We start from the raw sequence: 16,550 nt of genomic DNA, 5'->3' as shown, positions 1-16,550 counted from the left end.
TAGGGTGTCCCCCGCCGACGCCCCTCCCGGTGACCGACCGACGCAGAGGAGACCGACATGTGGGACTTCCTGTCCGCCCGAGCCGACCAGATCGCCTTCTCCGCCTGGCAGCACCTCAGCCTCGTGGTGCAGTGCCTGGCGCTCGCCACCCTGATCGCCGTGGGCATCGCGGCCGCCGTGTACCGCAGCCGCCCGCTCACGTCCCTCGCCAACAGCGTGTCCGCCATCGGCCTCACGATCCCCGCCTTCGCGCTGGTGGGGCTGCTCATCGCGCCCCTCGGCTTCGGCGTGGCCCCCGCGGTCGCGGTCGTCACCTTCTTCGCGACGCTCCCGATCCTGCGGAACGCCGTGGTGGGGCTCGCGGGCATCGACCCGGCCGTGGTCGAGTCGGCTCGCGGGATCGGCATGGGACGGATGCGCACGCTCCTCCGCGTCGAGCTGCCGCTCGCGTGGCCCGTCATCCTCGGCGGGATCCGCGTGTCCGCGCAGATGGTCATGGGGATCGCCGCGGTCGCCGCGTACGTGCTGGGGCCGGGGCTCGGCGGATTCATCTTCTCCGGGCTCTCGCGCCTCGGCGGCGCGAACTCGACCGAGTCCGTCCTCACCGGCGTCGTCGGCGTCGTCCTGCTCGCCCTCCTGCTCGACCTCGTCCTCGTCGGCCTCGGCCGGCTCACCACCCCGAGAGGCATCCGTGTCTGAGACCCCCACCACTCCCCCGACCGCCGACGTCAGCGGGCGGTCGATCCTGCTCGACCGCGTCACCAAGCGCTACCCGGGCCAGGCGAAGCCGGCCGTCGACGGCATCACGCTCGAGATCCCCGCGGGGAAGATCGTGATGCTCGTCGGCCCGTCCGGCTGCGGCAAGACCACGACGCTCAAGATGATCAACCGGCTCATCGAGCCCACCGAGGGCCGCGTGGTGCTCGGCGACGAGGACGTCACGGGCATCGACGGCGACGAGCTGCGACGCCGCATCGGCTACGTGATCCAGGCGGGCGGCCTCTTCCCGCACATGACCGTGGCCGCGAACATCGCCGTGGTGCCGAAGATGCTCGGCTGGGACGCCGCCCGGATCCGCGCCCGCGTCGACGAGCTGCTCGAGCTCGTCTCGCTCGACCCCGACCAGTACCGCGACCGGTACCCGAAGGAGCTGTCCGGCGGGCAGCAGCAGCGCGTGGGCGTGGCCCGCGCGCTCGCCGCCGACCCGCCCGTGCTCCTCATGGACGAGCCGTTCGGCGCCGTGGACCCGATCACCCGCCAGCGGCTGCAGGACGAGCTCCTGCGCATCCAGGCCGAGCTGCAGAAGACGATCGTCATCGTCACGCACGACTTCGACGAGGCCGTGAAGCTCGGCGACTGGATCGTCGTCTTCGCCGAGGGCGCCCGCATCGTCCAGTACGACACCCCGGAGCGCATCCTCGCGGAGCCCGCCGACGCGTTCGTCGAGGAGTTCATCGGCTCGGGCGCCGGCCTCAAGCAGCTGACGCTCCGGCGCGTGGACGAGGTGCCGCTCGCCGACGCCGTGATCGCCCGGCCCGGCGACGCCGCGCGCGACGTGCTCGCCCGCATGGACGAGGTCGGCCACCAGCACGCCGTCGTGCTCAACGGGCGCGACCGCCCGCTCCGCTGGCCGTCCCGCCGCGCCCTCGGCCGCATCGACGTCGTGGGCCCGGACGCCGACCCGCAGCTCCCCGTCGTCGGCGCCCGCGCGACCCTGAACGACGCGCTCGACACGATGCTCGTCTCGAGCGCCGGCGCGGCGCTCGTCACCGGACGCGGCGGCGCGTTCCTCGGCGTGATCGACGTCGAGACCGTGATGGACGCGATCACGAGCGCCCGGGCGTCGGCCGCCGGCGTGCAGGACGACGCGCCCGTCGGCACGAACACCGGCACCATCGGCACGGTCGGCGCCGACGCCGAGCGCGCGGGCCGGCCCGACGACGCCGCGTCCGACGCCGCGGACGGACGCGACGCATGAGCATCGCCCTCGACGCGAGCACCGGCACCGCGGGCGGCGCGCGCACCTGGCGCGGGCTCATCGCGCAGCCCGTCGCCATCGCCGCGGTCCTCGCCGTCTACGTCGCGTGGCTGCTGACGGCACCGCTCACCGCGGTGGAGCGCACGACCCTCGCCCCCGCCGCGCTGGGGAAGGCGACCCTCGAGCACCTCGTCCTGACGTTCACCGCGGCCGCGATCGTGCTCGTGATCGCCATCCCGCTCGGCGTCCTCCTCACCCGTCCCCGTTTCCGGCGGTTCTCCGCGCCCGTGCTCGCGGTCGCGAACCTCGGGCAGGCGGCACCGGCGATCGGGCTCGTGGTGCTCCTCGCCATGGCCGTGCCCGACGGCTTCACGGCGAGCCTCATCGCCCTCGTGCTCTACGCGGCGCTGCCGGTGCTCCGGAACACCATGCTCGGCATCCGGGGCGTCGACGCGCGGCTCGTCGAGGCCGGTCGCGGGATGGGCATGAGCCGCGTCGCCGTGCTGTTCCGCATCGAGCTGCCGCTGGCCGTGCCCGTGATGCTCGCCGGGATCCGCACGGCGCTCATCCTCCTCGTCGGCACCGCGGCCCTCGCGGCGTTCGTGAACGGCGGGGGCCTCGGCGTCCTCATCATCACGGGCGTGAGCCTCTATCTGTATCCCGTCCTCGTCTCCGGGGCCCTCCTCATCGCGCTCCTCGCGCTCGCCATCGACTGGCTCGGCCGCATCGTCGAGCACGTCGCCCGCCCGAAGGGACTCTGACCGTGCCGCTCCTCCCCCGCTCCGCCCGCGGTCGCCGGGCGCTTGCCGCCCCCGCGCTCGTCGTCGCCGCGCTCGCGACCCTGACGGGGTGCGGCCTGCAGCCCGCCACCGCCTACGCGCCGGATGCGGCGCCCGGCTCCATCCGCCCGCTCGACCTGCCGCCGGGCGCCTCGCTCACCGTCACGTCCAAGAACTTCACCGAGCAGCTCATCCTCGGCAAGATCGCGGTCATCGCCGCGCGGGCCGCGGGCTTCCGGGTGACGGACGAGACGAACGTCCCGGGGAGCGTGCCGGCGCGCGAGCTCATGACGAGCCACGGCGCCGACATGACGTGGGAGTACACGGGCACGGCGTGGCTCAGCTACCTCGGCCAGAAGTCCGGCATCGCCGACCAGCGCGCCCAGTACGAGGCCGTGCGTGACGCCGACGCCGCGAACGGCCTCACCTGGCTGACGCCCGCGCCGCTCAACAACACCTACGCGCTCGCCATGCGCGACGAGGAGGCGGAACGCCTCGGGATCACGAAGCTGTCGCAGATCCGGGACCTGCCCGTCGACAAGCGGACGTTCTGCGTGGAGGCGGAGTTCAACTCCCGCAGCGACGGCCTCTCGCCGCTCCTGGATGCGTACGGCATCCCGCGCGGATCCGCGGACGGCGTCCCGGACGGCAACGTCTCGATCTTCGACACCGGCGCGGTGTACACGGCGGCGGACCGGGGCACGTGCCAGTTCGGCGAGGTGTACACGACGGACGGGCGCATCGACAAGCTCGGCCTGCGCATCCTGCAGGACGACCTCGGCTTCTTCCCCGCGTACAACGTGGCGCCCGTCCTCGACAGCGCGACGCTCGCGGAGTACCCGGGCCTGCAGGACGTGTTCGACCGGATCTCCCCCGAGATCACCGACGACGCGCTCCGCGAGATGAACCTCGAGGTGGACGACCAGGGCGAGGAGCCCGCGGACGTCGCGTACCGCTTCATGGTCGACCACGGCTTCGTGACGGAGCCCTAGCCGCGCGTCCGGCGGAGCTGCCCCCGACCGATCGGGCGCGTCAGCTGCGCATCCACCCGCGGAGCTGCCCCCGACCGATCGGGCGCGTCAGCTGCGCATCCACCGGCGGAGCTGCCCCCGACGGATCGGGCGCGTCAGCTGCGCATCCACCGGCGGAGCTGCCCCCGACGGATCGGGCGCGTCAGCTGCGCATCCACCGGCGGAGCTGGTCGATGCGCTGCTGCAGCTGCGTCACGCTGCACTGGCCGACGGCCGGCCCGCCGCACACGCGGCGGAGCTCGGCGTGCACGAGCCCGTGCGGTTCGCCGTGGAGCTTGGCGCGCATCCCGACGAGGCTGTTGAGGAGCTGCCGCTGCTCCTTGAGCGTGCGGTACAGCGGGATGTCGTCCGGGTCCTTGGGCGCGCCGCTCTCGGCCTGCTTGCGCTCGCGCTCGCTGGCGTGCTTCGACTGCCGGTGCTGCCGCTGGGCGAGGAGCTCGCGCACCTGCTCGGGTTCGAGGATCCCGGGGAGGCCGATGAACTCCTCCTCCTCGAGGCTGCCGACGTCGGCCATCTGCCCGAACTCGGCGCCGTCGAAGAGGACCTTGTCGAAGGTGGCCTCGGACCCCATCGCCTCGAAGGAGAACTCGCTGAGGAGCGAGTCGGACCCCTTCTCGCTGCGGTTGGCCTCGCCCATCATGGCGTCCTCGGGGTTGTAGAGGTCGCCCTCCTTCGAGGAGTCGCGGTCGAGGGCGTGGTCGCGCTGGCGCTCGAGCTCGTTGGCGAGCACGAGGAGGTTGGGGACGCTGGGCAGGAAGATCGACGCCGTCTCGCCCCGGCGTCGGGCGCGCACGAAGCGGCCGATGGCCTGCGCGAAGAACAGCGGGGTGGACGCGCTGGTGGCGTACACGCCGACGGCGAGCCGCGGCACGTCGACGCCCTCGGACACCATGCGCACCGCGACCATCCACCGGGAGGTGCCCGCGGAGAACCGGTCGATGTTGGCGCTCGCCTCGACGTCGTCGGAGAGGACGAGGGTCACGGGCTGTCCGCTGATCCGCTGCAGGATCGCGGCATAGGCGCGCGCGGTGGTGTGGTCGGTCGCGATGACGAGGCCGCCCGCGTCGGGGATCGACTGCCGCACCTCGGTGAGGCGGCGGTCGGCGGCCGCGAGCACCTGCGGGATCCACTCGCCGTCCGGTGCGAGGGCCGTGCGCCACGCCTGGGAGGTGATGTCCTTGGTGTTGCCCTCGGCGAGCTGCGCCTCCATCTCGTCGCCCATCTTGTTCCGCCAGCGCATGCTGCCCGCGTACGCGAGGAAGATGACGGGCCGGACGACGCCGTCGGCGAGCGCACGCCCGTAGCCGTAGTCGTAGTCGGTCTGCGAGAGGCGGACGCCGCGGTGGTCGCGCAGGTAGCTGACGAACGGGATGGGCGCCGTGTCGGAGCGGAAGGGCGTCCCCGTGAGCGAGAGGCGGCGGGTCGCGCGCTCGAAGGCCTCGCGGATCGCGTCGCCCCAGCTGAGCGCGTCGCCGCCGTGGTGGACCTCGTCGAGGATCACGAGCGTGCGGCTCGACTCGGTCATGGTCTTGTGCAGGTACGGGTTGGCGGCGACCTGCGCGTACGTGACGGCGGCCCCGTGGTAGTGCCGGCCGAGGGCGCCGGAGGAGTTGCTGTACATCGGGTCGAGGCGGACGCCTGCGCGGGCGGCGGCGTCGGCCCACTGCTTCTTGAGGTGCTCGGTGGGGGCGACGACGGTGATCCGGTCGATCGTCTTGCGGTGCAGCAGCTCGGAGGCGAGGCGGAGCGCGAACGTGGTCTTGCCGGCGCCCGGCGTCGCGTTGGCGAGGAAGTCGCGCGGCTCGTTCTCGAAGTAGGCGGTGAGGGCCTCCTCCTGCCACGCGCGCAGCTTGCTGACGGTGCCCCAGGCGGCCCGCTCCGGGAAGGCCGGCGAGAGGTGCTCGGCCGCGGCGGATCCGACGTGCGGAGGAGGGGACGGCAGGGTGCTCACTCGACCTCACGATACCCGCCCGAGGCGATCGACCCGACGGCTCGCGCCCCCGTCGGGCAGGACGGCGGGAGCGGATCCGCACGGCCGTCGGCGACGCGTCCCGACGCTCGCCGTCCGGCGGATCCGGCGCCCGGCCGACAGCCGGGCGCGTCGCCTCCCCCGCCCCTCGGCGCACGTCGAGCGGCTGCCCGGTGGGCGCTCAGACCGGGCGCGCGGCGGGCCCGAGGAGCGCCGTCGCGAGCGTCTCGGCGGCCTGCCGGTCGCTCGGCGGGTGGAAGCCGCCGGCCAGCGCGTCGCGGTGCAGGCGGCCGAGCTCGTCGCCTGTGCGGAACGCCGATCCGCCGACGACGCCGACGGCCGCGCGCACGACGTCCGCCGCGGTGCGCGTGGCGCGGGCCTTGGCGCCCACGAGGAGCGACGGCCACCGGTCGCCGTGGTCGACGCCGCGGTCCACGTCCTCGGCGAGCGCCCGCAGCTGCGGGGCCAGGGCGTCCTGCTGGAGGGCCGCCTCGGCGACGAGCGCGCGCACGGCGGGGTCGACGGCGAGCGACGCCCCGCCCGCGGCGTGGGAGGTCCTGCTCCGTGCGGACGCGACCGCGAGGTCGAGCGCGCGCCGGCCGAGCCCCGCGTACACGGACGCGATCAGCAGCTCGAAGGCCTGGAGGACCGCGAGCGCGAAGGGGTCGTCGCGGCGTCCCGGCTCGCGGCGGCGGACGACGTCGGCGGCGGGCGCGTGCACGTCGCGCAGCTCGACGCTGTCGCTGCGCGTCGCGCGCATGCCGAGGGTGTCCCAGTCCTGGACGATCTCGAGGCCGGGCGCGTCGCGGCGCACGAACGCGTGCACGAGGAGCGGCCGCTCGGGATCGAGGTCGTCCCGGCCGAAGAGCCCGAGCCGGGTCCACGCGGGAGACATGCTCGCGGACGCCTTCGTGCCCGTGAAGTTGTAGCCGCCCGTGCCGTCGGGCACGGCGCGCGTGCGGGCGTCGCCGAGGCCGGCGTCGTTGCCGGGCTCGCTGATGGCGAAGGCGAGCACCTCGCCGCGGGCGGCGTCCTCGAGCACGCCGCGGAGGGAGTCGTCGCCGCGGTCGGCGAGGATCCGCGCGACGGCCGTCCAGACGAGGTGCATGCCGACACCGAGGGCCGTCGCGGGAGCGGCCTCCGCGAGGAGCGACTGGCAGCGCACGGCGTCCGCGAGCGAGGCGCCGGATCCGCCGAGGTCGCGCGGCACGAGGAGGCGCAGGTACCCCGCCTCCCGCAGCTCCGCCAGGTCCTCCGTGAAGAAGGCGGCGCGCTCGTCGTAGCCGGCGGCCCGGGAGCGGATCCGCTCGAGCAGGGCGTCGTCGAGGAGCGCGTGCGGATCGAGCGGGTCGGCCGGCGTCATGCGCCCATCCTCCCCCGCGCGGACGGGAGCCCGGGGGCCCGGATCCCGCCGCTCAGCCGGCCGACAGGACCAGCGCGTTGCCCCACGGGTCCTCGAACGCGAGCGCGCGCCCGTCGTCCCGCGTGGCCACGCCCGCGTGGCGGAGCCGCGCGTCGACGGCCTCGACCTCGTCGCGCGTGGGCACCTCGATGCGGACGGTGCCGAGCCCGAGCGTCGCCGGACGCCGACCCGCGCCCCGGCTGTTCCAGGTGTTCATGGCCATGTGGTGGTGGTACCCGCCGGCCGAGACGAAGATCGCGGAGCCGTGCGCCCCGGCGACCAGCTCGAAGCCGAGCGCGTCGACGTAGAACGCGTGCGCCGTCCCGGTGTCGCCGACCTGCAGGTGCACGTGCCCGATGCCGGCCGCGTCGTCGGCGGCCGACGCGACGGGCGCGAGCTCCTGCTGCAGGTAGGCGTTCGGGTCGAGGTGCAGCGTGCCCATGACGAGGTGCCCGTCCTCCCACGTCCACTCGTCCCGCGGGCGGTCGGTGTAGAGCTCGACGCCATTGCCCTCGGGGTCGGTGAAGTAGAAGGCCCGGCTCACCAGGTGGTCGGCGCTGCCCGCGTACGTGCCCGGTGCTCGGCGGGCCACGGAGGCGACCGAGCGCGCCAGGGCCGCGGGGGTGTCGAAGAGCACGGCCGTGTGGAAGAGGCCGGCGTCCCCGGGGCTCGGCAGGTCGAGGCCGTGCCCGGTCTCCAGGATCACGGCGGGGGCGCTCCCCCGGCCGAGCATCACGGACCCCCGGCCCTCGGCGACGAGGTCGAGGCCGACGGCGTCGCGGTAGTAGGCGGTCATGGCGTCGAGGTCGCGGACCAGGAGGGTCACGGGCCCCATGGTCGTGTCGGCGGAGAGCAGGTCGGGCATGGGTCCTCGGGTTCGCTCGGTGTGGAACAGTTGCTTGAGGGCTCAACCAACTCGTCGCCGCGGTCATTCCCGCGCCGCGGACGCGACCCCCGGCGGGAGGCCGTTCCTATGATGGGAGGCGCCCCACCCGGAAGGAACCGCATGACCGAGCCCCACCCCTGGCGCCGCTACGTCGCCCTCGGCGACTCCTTCACGGAGGGCATCGGCGATCCCGAGCCGGGCAGCCCGGGCGGGCACCGGGGCTGGGCGGACCGCGTGGCCGAGGTGCTCGCGGATCAGGTCGAGGGCTTCTCCTACGCGAACCTCGCCATCCGCGGACGGCTCCTCGCGCAGATCGCCGACGAGCAGGTCGAGCCGGCCCTGGCCCTGCACCCCGACCTCGTGTCCCTCTCCGCGGGCGGCAACGACATCCTCCGGCCGGGAGCGGATCCGGACCGGCTCGCGGACCGCCTCGACGGCATGGTCGCCCGCCTCTCCTCCGAGGGCGCGACCGTGGTGCTCTTCACGGGCACCGACGTCAAGTTCTCCCCCGTGTTCGGGCGCCTCCGCGGCAAGGTCGCGATCTACAACGAGGACATCCGCGCGATCGCCGCCCGGCACGACTGCATCGTCGCCGACCAGTGGTCGCTCACCGAGATCCAGGACCCGCGCATGTGGGACGTCGACCGGCTGCACCTCGCGCCGCTCGGCCACCACACGGTGGCGCGCATGGTGCTCGCCGCGCTCGCCGTGGAGAACGACCTCGAGCCCCGGAAGCCCGAGCCGCTCCCGGCGCGCACGTGGCGGCAGGCGCGCGCGGGCGACATCGACTGGGCGCGGTCCTACTTCGTGCCGTGGGTGCTGCGGCGGCTCCGCCACCAGTCCTCCGGCGACGGGCGCACGGCCAAGCGGCCGGACGCCTCGCCGTGGACGCGCGTCGACGCGGACGGCTGACCGCGGCAGCCGCGGGCGCGACAGGGCCGACCGGGCCGACCGGGCCGCGGGCGCCCGGCGTCAGCCGAGCATCTCCCCCGGGTTGCCCAGGCGCCACCAGCCGTCGGGTCCGGCGATCGCGCGGTCCAGCGCCAGCGGCACCTGCACGCTCTGCGCGCCGGCGGTGACGGTCGCGGTGCCCACCGGGTCCCCCGCGTCGCCCTCGCTCGCGCCGCGCGCGGCCACGGTCGTGGTCACAGGCGTGTCGCCCCACACCAGCAGCGTCTCGTCCTCGGTGGCGACGGCCTGCGCCGTGGCGCCCCAGGGGGTCGCGTAGTCGGCGAACGGCTCCCCGGCGGTGGCGACCTGGACCACGTGCATGTTCGCGGTCACGGTGGGCAGGAGCGCGAGCACCTGCCGGGCGAGCTCCGCGTGGTCGCGGGCACCGAGCGTGACCCCGACGAACGTCACGTCGCGGTCGCCCACCTGCGTGTCCACCGCCCAGAGCAGGCACTTGCCCGCCTGCTCGAGCGTGCCGGTCTTGATCCCGCGGAAGCCCGGCACCGACGCGAGCATGTTGCGGTTCTGGATGGTGCCCACGCCCGGGAGGTCTGCGCTCCTCTGGTTGACGATCCCGGAGAGCACGGGGTCGGCGAGCGCCATCTCGCCGATGCGCACGAGGTCGGGGGTCGTGCTCACCGTCTCGGGTGACAGGCCCATGGCGTCGGCGACGTGCGTGCCGGTCAGCCCGTGCTCGGCGAGCCACGCGTTCGCCGCGGCGACGAACGCGTCGTTGGACCCGTACGCCCAGACGCCCAGCGACGCCGCGTAGTTGTTCGCGCTCGCGAGCAGCGCGCCCTCGAGGAGGTGTCGCTGCGCGAGGCTCGTGCCCGGCACGGCCGGCTCGACGGTGCCGTCCTGCTTGAGGATCTCGGCGCGCAGGGCCTCGTCCTCGGCCGTGAAGGTCACCTGCGGACCGTCCTCGCCGGGGGCGAGCGGCTTCGCCTGCAGCACCACCAGCGCGGTCACGATCTTGGTGATGCTCGCCATGGGGTGCGACACGGGCGCCGGGTCGTCGGTCGCGAGGACCCCGTCGAAGCCGACGGCGCCGACCGCGGAGACGCCCGCGCCCGGCCAGGCCTCGGGCGTGAGGACGTTGACGATCGGATCGGGTGCCTCGACCTGCGCGACCGCGGCCGGCGGATCCGCCGTCAGGCTGACCGGGACGTAGACGCCGCCGGAGACGAGGAGCGCGGCCGCGACCCCGGTGAGGACGAGGAGGCGGGCGCGGCTCACGCGGGCACCCGCAGCGCGTACAGCGCCACGGCGCTCGCCGCGGCGACGTTGAGGGAGTCCACGCCGTGCAGCATCGGGATGACGACCGTCGAGTCCGCGTGGCGGAGCGCGGCGCGGCTGAGGCCGTCGCCCTCGGTGCCGAGCACGAGCGCGATGCGCTCGGGTGGATCCGCCGCGAAGGCGTCGAGCGTCACGGCGTCGTCCTCCAGCGCGAGCGCGGCGAGGTGGAAGCCGGCCTCGTGCAGGAGCGTGACGGCCTCGGGCCACTCGGGCAGCCGGGTCCACGGCACCTGCAGCACCGTGCCCATGCTGACCCTGACGCTCCGGCGGTAGAGCGGGTCGGCGCAGCGCGGGGTGATGAGCACGGCATCGGCCCCGATGCCGGCGACGGCGCGGAAGATGGCGCCCACGTTGGTGTGGTCGACGACGTCCTCGAGCACCACCACCCGTCGGGCGTCGCGCAGCACGTCGGCGACCGCGGGGAGCGCCGGTCGGTGCATGGCGGCGAGCGCTCCCCGATGCAGGTTGTACCCGGTGAGCCGCTCCAGCACCGCGGCCTCCCCCACGAAGACGGGCACGTCGGGGAAGTCCGCGAGGAGCGGCGTGACGTCGTCGAGCCACTGCTCCTGCAGCAGCACGGAGCGGGGCACGTGGCCCGCGGCGAGCGCGCGTCCCATGACCTTGGTCGACTCGGCGATGTAGAGGCCTCCCGCCGGCTCGCTCACGCGGCGGAGCGCCACGTCGGTGAGCCGGGAGTAGTCCTCGAGCCCCGGGGCGTCGAGGTCCTCGATGCGGTGGATGTGCACGCCGATCCTCTCCGTCCGCCGGGCGGGGCGGTGCTGCTCGCGCGGAGCCATCGCGGGGGTGCGCTGTCTAGACTCGGCAGGACAATGATGCCCTGCCCCGTCGTCGCCCGCCGACAGGATGGGGTGTCCGTGCGCCACCGGGAGGCCCCATGAGCACCGCTCTCCGCGACGATCCCCGGCCCCCCGCGGGATCCACCGTGGCCGAGGCCGTCGAGCTGATGCGCGGCCGCCGCACGGCGGTCCTCACGGGCGCGGGCCTCAGCACCGACTCGGGCATCCCGGACTACCGCGGCGAGGGCGCCCCCAAGCGGAATCCGATGACGTTCCAGCAGTTCCGCAGCGAGGGCGACGACTTCCGCCGCCGCTACTGGGCGGGCGGGCACCTCGGCTGGAAGGCGTTCAGCTCCGCGCGCCCCAACGACGGGCACGCCGCGCTCGCCGACCTCGAGGGCGCCGGCGTCGTGTCGGGCCTCGTCACGCAGAACGTCGACGGCCTGCACGAGCGCGCCGGGTCGCGCCGCGTGGTGGACCTGCACGGGTCGCTCGACCGGGTCCTCTGCCTGGACTGCGGCCAGGCGTACGCGCGGTCGGCGATCGCCGACCGCATCAGCGCGGAGAACCCGTGGCTCGACCAGCCCGACGCGGTGGAGCTGAACCCCGACGGCGACGCCCAGGTGCACGACGTCGACCGCTTCCGGATCCCGGTGTGCAGCGTCTGCGGCGGCATGCTGAAGCCCGACGTGGTGTTCTTCGGCGAGCTGGTGCCCACCGAGCGCTTCCAGGAGGCGAGCGCCATCGTCTCCGACGCGGACGTGCTCCTCATCGCCGGCTCCTCGCTCGCCGTGAACTCCGGCATCCGACTGCTCGAGATCGCCCGGAGGAGCCGCATGCCGATCGTGATCCTCAACCGCGGCATCACCAAGGGCGACACGCGTGCCACCGTGCGCCTCGAGGGCGGCACCAGCGAGACCCTCCGCGCCATCGCGACGGAGCTCGCGTCGTGACGCGCATCGTGCTCGTCCGCCACGGCCGCACCGCGTGGAACGTGGAGCGGCGCGTGCAGGGATCGAGCGACATCCCGCTCGACGACACCGGCCGCGCCCAGGCCGCCACCGCGGGGGCGCTGCTCGCCGAGGCGGCGCACGGCGGCGCCGGCTGGGATGCCGTGCACGCCAGCCCGCTCGGGCGCGCGTTCGAGACCGCGTCGATCATCGTCGAGCACCTCGCGCTCGGCGGCTCCCCCACCGCCGGTCCCCTGCCGGAGCCGGCGCTGGCCGAGCGCCGCTACGGCCTCGCGGAGGGGCTCACCCACTCCGAGATCGAGGCGCGCTTCCCGGACGGCGACGTCCCCGGCCGCGAGACCGTGGAGTCCGTCACCGAGCGGGCCGGCGGAGCGTTGCTGCGCCTCGCGGAGGAGCACCCGGGCGGATCGCTCATCGTGGTGTCGCACGGCGGCGTGATCGCGGCGCTCGCCCGGAGCCTCGACCCCTCGCTCCTCGGTCGGCCGGGCCCCATGATCGAGAACGGCTCGGCGCACACCTTCGGCGTGATCGACGGGACGCTGTCGCTGCTGCGCTTCGGCGGCGTCGCGGAGCTCGCCGCCGTCGCCCCGTCATCGGAGGCCCGGCCCGCCTGAGCCGTCGGATCCCCGCGGGGGATCAGGCCGAGGGAGTCCTCGGCCGGGCGACCTGCACGAGCAGGTCCCCGAGCGCGGAGGCGGAGCGGTCCCAGTCGTAGGCGGCGGCCCGGGCGACGCACGCGGCGGACCGACGGCGCCACTCCGCGGGGTCCTCGAGGGCGCGGACCGCCGCGGCGAAGCCCTCGGGATCGTCCGGGTCGACGTAGACGGCGGCGTCCCCGCAGATCTCGCGGAAGATCGGGATGTCGCTGACGACGACGGGGAGCCCGACGCTCATCGCCTCGATGACGGGGATGCCGAAGCCCTCGTCGCGCGATGCCGTGAGCAGCGCCGTGCCGCGGCGCAGCGTCCGGGCGTACTCCTCGTCGCTCGGACCCTCGCGGAACACGAGGCGCGCGCCGTCGGCGAGCGCCTCCAGGCGCGCGCGCTCGGGTGCGGAGACGTGGCTCATCAGGTGCAGCTCGTGGTCGGGCAGGTCGTCGGCGGCGCGCACGAGGGTGTCGACGTTCTTGTACGGCATGTAGGAGCCCATGTACACGAGGGTGCGCTCGGCGGGGGCGTCACGGGGGCCGTCGGGCGCGCCGTCGGGCGCGGGCTCCAGCTCGGCGGCGTTGGGCACGACGACCACGGGACGGGAGGTGAGCTTGTGGCGGCGGATCAGCCCGCGCGTCGTCTCGCTGACCGTCACGATCGCATCGGCCCGGTCGAGCAGCAGCCGCTGCGGCCACCAGGCGAGGTGGAACGCGCGCCACAGGGCGCGCACCCCGGCCGGCAGGTCGCGCGGTGGACGCCGGTGGCGGTAGTAGATGAGGTCGTGCAGCGTGAGCACGAGCGGGTAGTCGCGTCCGCGGGATCCCATCGTCTGCATGGGGCTGTAGACCACGTCGGGGCGCAGCCGGGCGATGCGCCGGGCGATCCACGGCTCCCGGGCGCCGGTCGGCGCGCTCACCAGCTGCCACGGCAGGTCGGGCAGGAGGGCGAGCTGGCGGTGGTCGCTGATGAGCATGGTCACGTCGAAGCGCTCGCCCAGCCGGGCGACGAGCTCGGCGCCGTAGCGGCTGATCCCGTCGTGGCGGCCGACGCGCGTGTACCGGCAGTCGAACACGAGCCTCATGAGGCGCTCCCCTGGTCGAGGAACGCGCGGATGAAGCCGGCGGCCTCCCGGGGCGTCTCGTAGTGGATGAGGTGCCCGACGCGCGGGATGACCTCGAGGCGGGCGTCCGCGAACAGGGTGCGCAGCCGGTGCTGGGCGGCCACGGGCGTGATGTCGTCGCGCTCGGCCGCGACGAGCAGCACGGGCACGCGCACCCGGGGCGCGTAGGTGCTCACGTCCGAGGACACGGACGCCCGGAAGGCCTCGAGCACGACGCGGCGGTCGCCGAACGCGCTGAAGAAGCGGTCGTGCTGGTCGTTGATCCACCGGCGCAGCCCGCGGTCGCGTGTCTTCGCCATGGCCTCGCTCATCACCCGGACGATGGCGCGGTTGCGCAGCAGGCCGAAGCCCGCGCGCTCGGGGAGGACGGCGGCGGAGCGGTAGTACAGCACGGCGAGGCGCGTGAGGATCCCGCGCGGTCCCTCGAGGGCGGGGGCGGCGATCGGGTTGACGAGGATCGCCCGCGGGTTCGGGAGGCCGCCCGCGAGCGCGGCCGTGACGACGATCGATCCGAACGAATGGCCGAGCACGGTCGCGTCGCGCGTGCCCGTGGCGTCGACGAACGCGCGGAGCCATGCCGCGTACCCGGGGATGTCGTGCGCGGCGCCCGCCAGCGGCGCGGAGTCGCCGAACCCCGGCAGGTCGGGCGAGATGATGCGCACGCCGGGCAGCTGCGCCACCACCGGCTCCAGCCCGTGGTGGTCGCCGCGGAACCCGTGGACCACGACGAGGACCTCGCGCGCGTCGGCGGGACCGTACTCCCACCACGCGGTGGGGCTGCCGAGGACGTCGGCGGTGCGCCGGACGACGGGGATCCGGTCGAGCTGGGCGGCGTAGGGCGAGGGGACGTTCATCGGGGTCGAGTCTACGAGCGGCGGGCGCCCCCGGTCCCGGGCGCGCCGGGGGCCGTGCCGCGAGCCGCGCGCGCCTAGAGTTGCCCCCGAGCCTTCCCGCCCCGCCGTCGACGACCCGTCGCGCCCCTGAGGAGAACCGTGAGCTTCACCGCCCCCATCACCCTGCCCGGCCTCACCCTCGACAAGCAGTGGTACAAGCGCTCGGTCTTCTACGAGGTGATGATCCGGTCGTTCGTCGACTCGAACGGCGACGGCACGGGCGACATCCAGGGCCTCATCTCCAAGCTCGACTACCTGCAGTGGCTCGGCATCGACGGCCTCTGGATCCCGCCGTTCTTCCAGTCCCCGCTCCGCGACGGCGGCTACGACATCAGCGACTACATGTCGGTGCTGCCCGAGTTCGGCACGCTCGACGACTTCAAGGAGCTCGTCACCAAGTCGCACGAGCGCAACATGCGCATCGTCATCGACCTCGTGATGAACCACACGTCCGACCAGCACGAGTGGTTCCAGCAGTCCCGGTCCGACCCCGACGGCCCCTACGGCGACTTCTACGTCTGGAGCGACACCGACGAGAAGTACGAGGACATCCGCGTCATCTTCGTCGACACCGAGGAGTCCAACTGGACCTTCGACCCGGTGCGCCGCCAGTTCTTCTTCCACCGCTTCTTCTCGCACCAGCCCGACCTCAACTTCGACAACCCCAAGGTGCACGAGGCCATCTACGGCGTCATCCGCCACTGGCTCGACATGGGCGTCGACGGCCTGCGCCTCGACGCCATCCCGTACCTCTACGAGACCGAGGAGGGCAACGGCGAGGGCGAGCCGGCCACGCACGAGTTCCTCAAGCGCCTGCGCGCGATGGTCGACGAGGAGTACCCGGGCCGCATCCTCATCGCCGAGGCCAACCAGTGGCCCCGCGAGGTGTCCGCGTTCCTCGGCACCGAGGAGGAGCCCGAGTGCCACATGGCGTTCGACTTCCCGATCATGCCGCGCATCTTCTACTCGCTCCGCTCGCAGACCGCCGACGAGCTGAAGCGGATCATGAGCGAGACGTTCGAGATCCCGGAGGCCGCCGCGTGGGGCGTGTTCCTCCGCAACCACGACGAGCTCACGCTCGAGATGGTGAGCGAGGAGTACCGGCAGGCGATGTACGGCTGGTACGCCTACGACCCGCGCATGCGCGTCAACATCGGCATCCGCCGCCGCCTCGCGCCGCTGCTCGACAACTCGCGCGCCGAGCTCGAGCTCGTGCACGCGCTCCTGTTCTCGCTGCCCGGCAGCCCGTTCCTCTACTACGGCGACGAGATCGGCATGGGCGACAACATCTGGCTGCCGGACCGCGACGCGTCCCGCACGCCCATGCAGTGGACGCCCGACCGCAACGCCGGCTTCTCCACGGCCGACCCGGGCAAGCTCTACCTCCCGGTCGTGCAGTCCCTCGTGTACAACTACGCCCAGATCAACGTCGAGTCGCAGCTCGCGCAGTCGCGGTCGCTCCTGCACTGGGTGCGGAACGTCATCCACGTGCGGAAGGCCCACCCGGTCTTCGGCCAGGGCACCATCCGCGTGCTGCCGACCGACCACGAGAGCGTCCTCGCGTTCGTGCGCTCGTACGAGGGCAGCGGCACCCACTTCGGCGACCGCGCCGAGGACGTGCTCTGCGTGTTCTCCTTCGCGCACAACCCGGTGTCGGTCACGATCGACGCGTCCGACTTCGCGGGCTCGCAGCTCTACGACCTCTTCGGCGGCGGCGTCTTCCCGACGGTCGGCGACGACGGCCGGCTGACCCTCACGCTCGCGACGCAGAGCTTCTACTGGCTCCACATGGGTGCGCCCGCCATCGGCGGTCGCCCGTAGCATCTA

Annotated in this window: 15 protein-coding genes; 8 read left to right on the top strand and 7 right to left on the bottom strand. The window is 73.9% G+C overall.

Annotated elements, in window-relative coordinates:
- Positions 1–57 precede the first annotated feature (57 nt).
- The 4 genes from AWH51_RS09470 to AWH51_RS09455 are packed head-to-tail and all read left to right on the top strand — an operon-like array spanning position 58 to position 3,749.
- Positions 58–699, top strand: coding sequence for an ABC transporter permease (locus tag AWH51_RS09470; protein ID WP_063071824.1), 642 nt, complete (start codon positions 58–60; stop codon positions 697–699).
- Positions 692–1,978 (top strand): ABC transporter ATP-binding protein, encoded by a 1,287-nt coding sequence (locus AWH51_RS09465; RefSeq protein ID WP_063071823.1) that lies wholly within the window; start codon positions 692–694, stop codon positions 1,976–1,978. Before AWH51_RS09470 ends, AWH51_RS09465 begins: the two co-directional genes overlap by 8 nt.
- The gene (locus tag AWH51_RS09460; RefSeq protein WP_063071822.1) at positions 1,975–2,739 is read left to right on the top strand and encodes an ABC transporter permease; all 765 of its coding nucleotides are present in this window, start codon (positions 1,975–1,977) and stop codon (positions 2,737–2,739) included. Before AWH51_RS09465 ends, AWH51_RS09460 begins: the two co-directional genes overlap by 4 nt.
- A gap of 2 nt (positions 2,740–2,741) precedes the next feature.
- Positions 2,742–3,749: a glycine betaine ABC transporter substrate-binding protein gene (locus AWH51_RS09455; protein ID WP_063071821.1), complete on the top strand. Its 1,008-nt coding sequence runs from the start codon at positions 2,742–2,744 to the stop codon at positions 3,747–3,749.
- Between the two features lie 181 nt (positions 3,750–3,930).
- Here the strand turns inward: AWH51_RS09455 and AWH51_RS09450 are convergent, their stop codons facing one another.
- From AWH51_RS09450 to AWH51_RS09440, 3 genes are all read right to left on the bottom strand, one after another.
- A complete protein-coding gene (locus AWH51_RS09450) occupies positions 3,931–5,739 on the bottom strand; it encodes a DEAD/DEAH box helicase (protein WP_063071820.1) in 1,809 nt (602 codons plus the stop codon).
- Positions 5,740–5,938: 199 nt separating this feature from the next.
- Positions 5,939–7,120: an acyl-CoA dehydrogenase family protein gene (locus tag AWH51_RS09445; protein ID WP_063071819.1), complete on the bottom strand. Its 1,182-nt coding sequence runs from the start codon at positions 7,118–7,120 to the stop codon at positions 5,939–5,941.
- A 52-nt stretch (positions 7,121–7,172) separates the two neighbouring features.
- The gene (locus AWH51_RS09440) at positions 7,173–8,024 is read right to left on the bottom strand and encodes a VOC family protein (RefSeq protein WP_063071818.1); all 852 of its coding nucleotides are present in this window, start codon (positions 8,022–8,024) and stop codon (positions 7,173–7,175) included.
- Between the two features lie 141 nt (positions 8,025–8,165).
- Here AWH51_RS09440 and AWH51_RS09435 point away from each other — a divergent pair, with 141 nt between their 5' ends.
- Positions 8,166–8,957: an SGNH/GDSL hydrolase family protein gene (locus tag AWH51_RS09435; protein WP_063071817.1), complete on the top strand. Its 792-nt coding sequence runs from the start codon at positions 8,166–8,168 to the stop codon at positions 8,955–8,957.
- Between the two features lie 60 nt (positions 8,958–9,017).
- Here AWH51_RS09435 and AWH51_RS09430 read toward each other — a convergent pair whose 3' ends face one another.
- Both AWH51_RS09430 and AWH51_RS09425 read right to left on the bottom strand, forming a co-directional pair.
- Complete coding sequence (locus AWH51_RS09430) at positions 9,018–10,232, bottom strand: D-alanyl-D-alanine carboxypeptidase family protein (protein WP_063071816.1); 1,215 nt, start codon at positions 10,230–10,232, stop codon at positions 9,018–9,020.
- Positions 10,229–11,038, bottom strand: coding sequence for a TrmH family RNA methyltransferase (locus AWH51_RS09425; protein WP_063071815.1), 810 nt, complete (start codon positions 11,036–11,038; stop codon positions 10,229–10,231). Before AWH51_RS09425 ends, AWH51_RS09430 begins: the two co-directional genes overlap by 4 nt.
- 149 nt (positions 11,039–11,187) lie before the next feature.
- Here AWH51_RS09425 and AWH51_RS09420 point away from each other — a divergent pair, with 149 nt between their 5' ends.
- Together AWH51_RS09420 and AWH51_RS09415 are read left to right on the top strand one after the other, a co-directional pair.
- On the top strand, positions 11,188–12,042 hold the full coding sequence (locus AWH51_RS09420; protein WP_063071814.1) for a Sir2 family NAD-dependent protein deacetylase: 855 nt from the start codon (positions 11,188–11,190) through the stop codon (positions 12,040–12,042).
- Complete coding sequence (locus AWH51_RS09415) at positions 12,039–12,674, top strand: histidine phosphatase family protein (protein ID WP_063071813.1); 636 nt, start codon at positions 12,039–12,041, stop codon at positions 12,672–12,674. Before AWH51_RS09420 ends, AWH51_RS09415 begins: the two co-directional genes overlap by 4 nt.
- A gap of 22 nt (positions 12,675–12,696) precedes the next feature.
- Here AWH51_RS09415 and AWH51_RS09410 read toward each other — a convergent pair whose 3' ends face one another.
- Entirely contained in the window at positions 12,697–13,791 is a 1,095-nt protein-coding gene (locus AWH51_RS09410) for a glycosyltransferase family 4 protein (protein WP_063071812.1), read from the bottom strand.
- Entirely contained in the window at positions 13,788–14,684 is an 897-nt protein-coding gene (locus AWH51_RS09405) for an alpha/beta fold hydrolase (protein WP_063071811.1), read from the bottom strand. Before AWH51_RS09405 ends, AWH51_RS09410 begins: the two co-directional genes overlap by 4 nt.
- 138 nt (positions 14,685–14,822) lie before the next feature.
- Between AWH51_RS09405 and treS the strand changes: the two genes are divergently transcribed.
- Complete coding sequence (gene treS / locus AWH51_RS09400) at positions 14,823–16,544, top strand: maltose alpha-D-glucosyltransferase (protein ID WP_012038402.1); 1,722 nt, start codon at positions 14,823–14,825, stop codon at positions 16,542–16,544.
- Positions 16,545–16,550 lie beyond the last annotated feature (6 nt).

The sequence above is a fragment of the Clavibacter tessellarius genome, assembly GCF_001618005.1.
Taxonomy (GTDB): Bacteria; Actinomycetota; Actinomycetes; order Actinomycetales; family Microbacteriaceae; genus Clavibacter; species Clavibacter tessellarius_A.
Note: the sequence above shows the minus strand (reverse complement) of the source record. Positions and strands in the feature narration are given on the sequence as shown.

What these genes read in the sequence shown, in the direction of transcription:
- AWH51_RS09420 (WP_063071814.1), top strand. Translation starts at nt 11,188, where the DNA reads ATGAGCACCGCTCTCCGCGACGATCCCCGGCCCCCCGCGGGATCCACC.
- AWH51_RS09470 (WP_063071824.1), top strand. Translation starts at nt 58, where the DNA reads ATGTGGGACTTCCTGTCCGCCCGAGCCGACCAGATCGCCTTCTCCGCC.
- AWH51_RS09410 (WP_063071812.1), bottom strand. Translation starts at nt 13,791, where the DNA reads ATGAGGCTCGTGTTCGACTGCCGGTACACGCGCGTCGGCCGCCACGAC.
- AWH51_RS09405 (WP_063071811.1), bottom strand. Translation starts at nt 14,684, where the DNA reads ATGAACGTCCCCTCGCCCTACGCCGCCCAGCTCGACCGGATCCCCGTC.
- AWH51_RS09460 (WP_063071822.1), top strand. Translation starts at nt 1,975, where the DNA reads ATGAGCATCGCCCTCGACGCGAGCACCGGCACCGCGGGCGGCGCGCGC.
- AWH51_RS09440 (WP_063071818.1), bottom strand. Translation starts at nt 8,024, where the DNA reads ATGCCCGACCTGCTCTCCGCCGACACGACCATGGGGCCCGTGACCCTC.
- AWH51_RS09435 (WP_063071817.1), top strand. Translation starts at nt 8,166, where the DNA reads ATGACCGAGCCCCACCCCTGGCGCCGCTACGTCGCCCTCGGCGACTCC.
- AWH51_RS09445 (WP_063071819.1), bottom strand. Translation starts at nt 7,120, where the DNA reads ATGACGCCGGCCGACCCGCTCGATCCGCACGCGCTCCTCGACGACGCC.